Origin of the sequence: Synechococcus sp. R6-7, assembly GCF_047461695.1 — a bacterium.
In the GTDB taxonomy this organism is placed as follows: Bacteria; Cyanobacteriota; Cyanobacteriia; order Thermostichales; family Thermostichaceae; genus Thermostichus.
Window position 1 is genome coordinate 1 of record NZ_JANSHS010000218.1, and the last position, 1,730, is coordinate 1,730.

Annotated in this window: 1 protein-coding gene; it reads left to right on the forward strand. The window is 61.8% G+C overall.

From position 1 onward, the window contains the following. Nucleotides 1–171: 171 nt before the first annotated feature. The gene (locus NW815_RS07260; protein ID WP_414390765.1) at nt 172–1,698 is read left to right on the forward strand and encodes a glycoside hydrolase family 3 protein; all 1,527 of its coding nucleotides are present in this window, start codon (nt 172–174) and stop codon (nt 1,696–1,698) included. The last annotated feature ends 32 nt before the right edge of the window (nt 1,699–1,730 follow it).

Sequence of the window (1,730 nt, forward strand, 5' to 3'; positions counted from 1 at the left end):
CCGCCTAGCGGTTGATGTCGGGTAGTTTACGCTCATCCTGACCGGCTTTCTTGGCAGCGACGCCCAAGGACATCTGCTTTGACATGCTCGATAGGACTCCGTCCCGCTGACGCGAAAGGACCCCGTCCCGCTGCCGCAGTGGATCCCAGGGCTTGGAGCCTTGAGGAGAAAGTGGGGCAACTGTTTCTGGTTTATTTTGAGGGAGCTGAGTTTTCCTCCGCTCTCGAGGAGATGATCCGGGACTACCACGTGGGCGGGCTGATCTTCTATTCGATTGCCGGCAACATTCAAACGTTGCCTCAGGTGGCCCAGCTCATTGCCGCGGCTCAGGCACAAGCCCTTGTCCCCCTGTGGATAGCCATTGATCAAGAGGGGGGGCCGGTGGTGCGCCTTACCGAGGGGGTGACGGTGTTCCCCAGCGCCATGGCAGTGGCAGCAGCGGGATCCCTGGCAAAGGCGGAAGCTATGGCCCGTGCGGTGGGAACGGAGCTGAAAAGTTTGGGGTTTAACCTCAACTTTGCCCCTGTTGTGGACGTGAACAGCAACCCCCACAACCCCATCATCGGCATCCGAGCCTTTGGGTCAGACCCGAAACAGGTGACAGATTACGGCCTCGCCCTGTGGCGCGGCTATCGGCAAGCCGGGATCCTCTGTACGCCCAAACATTTTCCCGGCCATGGGGACACCGATATGGATTCCCACCTGGGGTTGCCGCGGGTGGATCGCCCTCTGGAGGCGCTACAGACCACGGAATTGCGCCCGTTTCAGGCTTTGATCCGGGCAGGGGCAGAGGCGATGATGACGGCGCATGTGGTGATGCCGGCTCTGGGATCCGTCGGCGACAGCGGGACGAAGTCCTTGCAACCGGCAACGCTGGCCCCTGAGGTGGTGTCGGGCTGGCTGCGGCAGAAGCTGGGTTTCAAGGGTCTTGTCCTGACGGATTCCCTGACCATGGGGGCCATTGCCCGCACCTACGGCATTCCCGAAGCGGCAGAACTGGCCTTTAGGGCAGGAGCCGATGTGCTGGTGTTTGGGGCAGATCCCGGCTTTAGCCCGGCCATCCAAAAAGAAGCCTATGCCCATCTGCTGCGGGAGTTCCGTGCCGGGCGCTTGTCGGTTGAACAGTTGGATCAGTCGGTGGAGCGGATTTTGGCCTTGAAGCGGCGCTACAGGCTGGGATCCCCCTGCCCCCCTTTCCCCCCTGCCGGCTTGGAAAACCACCGGGCACTGGCCCGCCAAATCGCCCAAGATAGCATCACCCTAGTACGGGGATCCCTGCCTCCCTTGGCCCCTGACCCGCTGCTTATCACCCCTGTACCTTTGTTGGGGGAGCTGCTGCAAAAAGCCTGTCCCGCTGCCCAAGTGTTCTCCATCCCTCTGGATCCCACCCCCGAACAGCAGCGGATTGCCCAAGAAGGGGCTCAAAGGGCTGCGCAGGTGCTGGTGGGATCCCTGGAGACGTGGCGGCATCCGGCGCAGAGGTTGCTGCTGGGATCCCTTCCGCCGGAAAAGGTGATTGGGTTGGCCTTGGGATCCCCCTACGACGCCTTTGCCCTGCCCCAGATCCCGGTCTATTTGGCCTGCTACGGCACTACCCCCGTCTCTCTACAGGCGTTGCTGCAGGTGTTGTTGGGACAGATCCCGGCCCAGGGTCGCTTGCCGGTTGGATCCCACTTGGAGGGATCCTGGTCGCGTTAGCGGAGCTGATACATTTACGCTGAACACTGCTG